The following is a 4,312-nucleotide window of genomic DNA, read 5'->3' on the forward strand; positions in this document are numbered from 1 at the left end:
GTGGCGCCCCGCCGGGGGCGGCGCCCCTCCCGGTCCTCCCGGCGCCGGTCGCGCGGGGGCGTGAGCAGCCCCAGCTCGGGCAGCCCGTCTCGCCGCCCCTCCGGCAGGACCTCCCCGTGGAAGATCCAGGCCTTCACGCCGATGACCCCGTAGGTGGTGTAGGCCTGCGCGAACCCGAAGTCGATGTCGGCTCGGAGCGTATGCAACGGGACCCGCCCTTCCCGGTACCACTCGCGCCGGGCGATCTCGCCCCCCGCCAGGCGGCCGGCGCAGGCGATCCGGACCCCCTGGGCTCCCAGCCGCAACGAGGAGGTCACCGCCTTCTTCATCACCCGCCGGAAGGCCACGCGCCGCTCGAGCTGGCCGGCCACCTGTTCCGCTACCAGCTGGGCGTCCAGTTCGGCCTTCCGGACCTCGGCGATGTCGAGGTGGATGTCCTTGGCCCGGACCATCCGGGCCAGATCCTGCCGCAACTTCTCCACCTCGGCCCCCCGCTTCCCGATGATGATGCCCGGCCGGGCCGTATGGACAATAATGCGGACCTGGCTCGCCTTGCGCTCGATCTCGATGGAAGAGATCCCGGCGTGGTAGAGCCGGGACTTGATCCACCGGCGGATGGCCAGGTCCTCGTGCAGGGTGTCGGCGTACTTCCGGGTGGCGAACCACCGGGACTTCCAGGTCTTGATCACCCCGAGCCGGAATCCCAGCGGATGAGTCTTCTGCCCCACGGCTTCCCCCTATTTCTTCGGCCCCGGCCGCTCTTCCAGGACGATGGTGATGTGGGACATCCGCTTGTGGATGGGCGTGGCCCGCCCCATGGCCCGGGGCCGGAACCGCTTCAGCACCGGGCCCTGGTCCACGAAGGCCGTCTTCACGTAGAGCCGGTCCGGGTCCCGGACGCCGTGGTTGTGCTGGGCGTTGGCCAGGGCCGACTTCAGGACCTTCTCGATGATCCGGGCCGCCTGCTTCGGCGTGAACCGCACCGCCGCCAGCGCAGCGGAGACCTCCCGCCCCCGGATCAGATCGATGACCCACCGGGCCTTCCGGGGCGGGACCCGGACGAATTTTGCGACGGCGCGCGCCTCCACGGGCTCCGACTCCTACTTCAACGCGGTGGAGCGGGCCGTGTGGGCCCCGTGCCCCCGGAAGGTCCGGGTCGGGGCGAACTCGCCCAGCTTGTGCCCCACCATGTTCTCCGTGACGTAGACGGGGATGAACTTCTTCCCGTTGTGCACGGCCAGTGTGTGCCCCACGAACTCCGGGGTGATGGTCGAGCGGCGAGACCAGGTCTTCAGGACCTTCTTGTCCCGGCTCCGGTTCATCTCCTCGACCCGCTTCAGCAGCTTGGGCTCGACGTACGGGCCCTTCTTCAGCGAGCGTCCCATGCGCGACTCCTACTTTCGGCGATTCACGATCTCCTGATCGGACTGCAGGCGCTTGCGCCGGGTCTTCCGCTCCAGCTTCCCCCAGGGGCTGCAGGGGTGCCGGCCCCCCGAGGACTTCCCCTCCCCGCCGCCCAGGGGGTGGTCGTGGGGGTTCATGGCCACGCCCCGGACCGAGGGCCGGATCCCGAGCCAGCGGGAGCGGCCCGCCTTCCCGAGGGAGACGTTCTCGTGCTCCAGGTTGCCCACCTGCCCGATCGTGGCCATGCAGTCGAGGTGGACCTTCCGGACCTCCCCCGAGGGCAGCCGCAGGAGGGCCCGGTCCCCCTCCTTGGCGATGAACTGGGCGAAGGCGCCGGCCGAGCGGACCATCTGGCCCCCCTTCCCCCGCCGCATCTCCACGTTGTGGACGGTGACCCCGACCGGGATGTCCCGGAGCGCCAGGGCGTTCCCCACCCGGATGTCCGCCTCGGGCCCCGCCATCAGGGTGTCCCCCACCTGGAGTCCCTCGGCCGCCAGGATGTACCGTTTCTCCCCGTCCGCGTAGTGGAGGAGGGCGATCCGGGCGGACCGGTTGGGGTCGTACTCGATGGCCGCCACCTTCGCCGGCACCCCGACCTTATCCCGCTTGAAGTCGATCCGCCGGTACATCCGCTTGTGGCCGCCCCCCCGGTGGCGGACGGTCATGCGGCCCCACATATTCCGGCCGCCGGTCTTCTGCAGGGGCTGAAGCAAGGCCTTCTCCGGCCGGCGCTTGCTCACCTCCTCGAAGGTCGCCGTGGTCATCGTCCGCCGGGACGGTGTCACCGGCCGGTAGGTTTTCACTGGCATCGCTCGTGCCTTCCCCTAGGTTCCTTCGAAGAACTCGATCGTCTGCCCTTCCTTCAGCGTGGCGATGGCCTTCTTCCAGTCGCTGGTCCGACCCTGGAAGCGGCCCACGCGCTTCGCCTTCCCGGACACGTTCAGGGCGTGGACCGCGGTGACGGTCACCCCGAAGAGGGCCTCGATGGCCCGCTTGATCTCGATTTTGTTGGCCCGCCGGTCCACCTCGAAGACGTACTTGTTCTGCCCGCGGAGCGCCGTCCCCTTCTCCGTGACCCGTGCCCGGCGGATGATCCGGTGCGGGTCCATCACTGCCAGGCCTCTCCCACGAGGGCGAGCGCGTCGCGGGTGAAGAGGAGCGTATCGGCGGCCAGGATGTCGTACACGTTCAACCCGCGGGCCGGCAGGACCTTCACCGTCGGAAGGTTCCGGGCAGACTTCATCACCACCTCATCCTCCTGCGGGAGGATGACCAGCGCCCGCCCCCGCACCTGCAGCGATTGGAGCACGCCCCGGAACGCCTTGGTGCTGGGCTTCTCCAGGCTGAGCCCGTCCAGGACCCGGATGGCCCCGGCCTCTGCCTTCGCGCTGAGGGCCACGCGCATGGCCTGCCGCCGCACGGCGCGGGGAAGGGCCAGGGCGTAGGAGCGGGGCTTGGGGCCGAAGACCGTCCCTCCGTGCCGCCAGAGGGGAGAGCGGATGGTGCCGGCCCGGGCCCGCCCCGTCCCCTTCTGCCGCCAGGGCTTCCGCCCTCCGCCGCTCACTTCCGAGCGCGTCTTGGTAGAGGCCGTCCCCTGCCGCCGGGCATTCTGCTGGAAGCGGACCATCTGGTGGACGAGATGCGCCTGCGGGGGGACAGCGAAGACGCCCTCCGGCAGGGCGACCTGGTCGACCTTCACGTTCTCCATGGTCAGGACATCCAGGACGCGGCCCGCCATCCGTCCCTACCTCGCCTTGCTCACCGCCACCAGGCCCCCGCGGGGGCCGGGGACAGCCCCGCTGATCAGCAGCAGGTGCTTCTCCGGGAGGATCCGCACTACCCGGAGCCCCGTCACCGTCACGCGATCCCCGCCCATCCGGCCGGGCATGTGGTGCCCCTTGAAGACGCGCGAGGGGAAGGAGGAGGCGCCGATGGAGCCAGGGGCCCGGTAGAACATGGACCCGTGGCTGGCGGGCCCACCCCGGTAGTGCCACCGCTTCACTCCGCCCTGGAACCCCTTCCCCTTCGAGACCCCGGTCACCTCCACCGCCTCCCCCTCCGTGAAGAGCGTCACGGTGAGGGTCTGGCCCGGCTCATAGGGGGCATCCGCCGCGATCCGGATTTCGCGCAGGTAGCGGGTGGGGGCCACCCCGTGCTTGGCGAAGTGGCCCTGGAGCGGCTTCGTCACCCGCTTCGCCTGGACCGGCTGGTAGCCGATCTGGATCGCATCGTAGCCGTCCCCCGCCGACCGCTTCCGCTGCACGATCGGGCAGGGCCCGGCGGCGATGATGGTCACCGGCACCACCCGGCCGTCGGCGGCGTAGAGCTGCGTCATCCCCACCTTCGTCCCGAGCAGGCCAATCGGCATCACCGCTCCCCGGCCTCCCGGACGCTCCTGCTCCGCGCGGGCGCCGGCCGTCCGCTCACAGCTTGATCTCTACGTCGACGCCGGCCGGCAAGTCGAGCCGCATGAGGGCGTCCACCGTCTGCGGGGTCGGCTGCAGGATGTCCAGCAGGCGGGCGTGGGTCCGGATCTCGAACTGCTCCCGCGACTTCTTGTCCACGTGCGGGGACCGCAGCACCGTGTACCGGCTCATCCGGGTCGGAAGCGGGATGGGCCCCGAGACCCGGGCCCCGGTCCGCTGGGCGGTGCTGACGATCTCCTTGATGGACTGGTCCAGGATCCGATGGTCGTACGCTTTCAGCCGGATCCGGATCTTCTGGTTCTCCATGGGCCTCTCGTGCCGCCCTTCTCCCGCGGCGCTGGCGCGCCCTACCCCAGGATCTCGCTGATGACCCCCGCCCCCACCGTCTTCCCCCCCTCCCGGATGGCGAACCGGAGCTCCTTCTCCATGGCGATGGGGGTGATGAGCTCCACCGTCATGGTGACGTTGTCCCCCGGCATGAC

The 4,312-nt window shown here is 70.3% G+C and carries 8 protein-coding genes and 1 pseudogene; all 9 read right to left on the minus strand.

Features of this window, described 5'->3' with window-relative positions; genetic code table 11:
• Window positions 1-92: 92 nt before the first annotated feature.
• Window positions 93-728 (minus strand): annotated as a pseudogene (rpsC, locus tag VGT06_14000) (30S ribosomal protein S3).
• 9 nt (window positions 729-737) lie between these two features.
• Window positions 738-1,088 carry a 50S ribosomal protein L22 gene (gene rplV, locus VGT06_14005; protein HEV8664236.1) on the minus strand — a complete coding sequence of 117 codons (351 nt, stop codon included), beginning with the start codon at window positions 1,086-1,088 and terminating at the stop codon, window positions 738-740.
• A gap of 12 nt (window positions 1,089-1,100) precedes the next feature.
• Entirely contained in the window at window positions 1,101-1,385 is a 285-nt protein-coding gene (rpsS, locus tag VGT06_14010; protein HEV8664237.1) for a 30S ribosomal protein S19, read from the minus strand.
• Between the two features lie 9 nt (window positions 1,386-1,394).
• Window positions 1,395-2,213 (minus strand): 50S ribosomal protein L2, encoded by an 819-nt coding sequence (gene rplB / locus VGT06_14015; GenBank protein ID HEV8664238.1) that lies wholly within the window; start codon window positions 2,211-2,213, stop codon window positions 1,395-1,397.
• Window positions 2,214-2,228: 15 nt separating this feature from the next.
• The gene (gene rplW / locus VGT06_14020) at window positions 2,229-2,513 is read right to left on the minus strand and encodes a 50S ribosomal protein L23 (protein ID HEV8664239.1); all 285 of its coding nucleotides are present in this window, start codon (window positions 2,511-2,513) and stop codon (window positions 2,229-2,231) included.
• Entirely contained in the window at window positions 2,513-3,142 is a 630-nt protein-coding gene (gene rplD / locus VGT06_14025) for a 50S ribosomal protein L4 (protein HEV8664240.1), read from the minus strand. The genes rplW and rplD overlap by 1 nt, the downstream gene beginning before the upstream one ends.
• A gap of 6 nt (window positions 3,143-3,148) precedes the next feature.
• Complete coding sequence (gene rplC / locus VGT06_14030) at window positions 3,149-3,772, minus strand: 50S ribosomal protein L3 (GenBank protein ID HEV8664241.1); 624 nt, start codon at window positions 3,770-3,772, stop codon at window positions 3,149-3,151.
• 55 nt (window positions 3,773-3,827) lie between these two features.
• Window positions 3,828-4,136 (minus strand): 30S ribosomal protein S10, encoded by a 309-nt coding sequence (rpsJ, locus tag VGT06_14035; GenBank protein HEV8664242.1) that lies wholly within the window; start codon window positions 4,134-4,136, stop codon window positions 3,828-3,830.
• Window positions 4,137-4,177: 41 nt separating this feature from the next.
• The coding region (gene tuf / locus VGT06_14040) for an elongation factor Tu (GenBank protein ID HEV8664243.1) at window positions 4,178-4,312 on the minus strand (135 nt) is incomplete at its 5' end.

The organism is Candidatus Methylomirabilis sp., from assembly GCA_036000645.1.
Lineage (GTDB): Bacteria > Methylomirabilota > Methylomirabilia > Methylomirabilales > JACPAU01 > JACPAU01.

What these genes read in the sequence shown, in the direction of transcription:
- rpsS (HEV8664237.1), bottom strand. Translation starts at nt 1,385, where the DNA reads ATGGGACGCTCGCTGAAGAAGGGCCCGTACGTCGAGCCCAAGCTGCTG.
- rplB (HEV8664238.1), bottom strand. Translation starts at nt 2,213, where the DNA reads ATGCCAGTGAAAACCTACCGGCCGGTGACACCGTCCCGGCGGACGATG.
- rplW (HEV8664239.1), bottom strand. Translation starts at nt 2,513, where the DNA reads ATGGACCCGCACCGGATCATCCGCCGGGCACGGGTCACGGAGAAGGGG.
- rplD (HEV8664240.1), bottom strand. Translation starts at nt 3,142, where the DNA reads ATGGCGGGCCGCGTCCTGGATGTCCTGACCATGGAGAACGTGAAGGTC.
- rplC (HEV8664241.1), bottom strand. Translation starts at nt 3,772, where the DNA reads ATGCCGATTGGCCTGCTCGGGACGAAGGTGGGGATGACGCAGCTCTAC.
- rpsJ (HEV8664242.1), bottom strand. Translation starts at nt 4,136, where the DNA reads ATGGAGAACCAGAAGATCCGGATCCGGCTGAAAGCGTACGACCATCGG.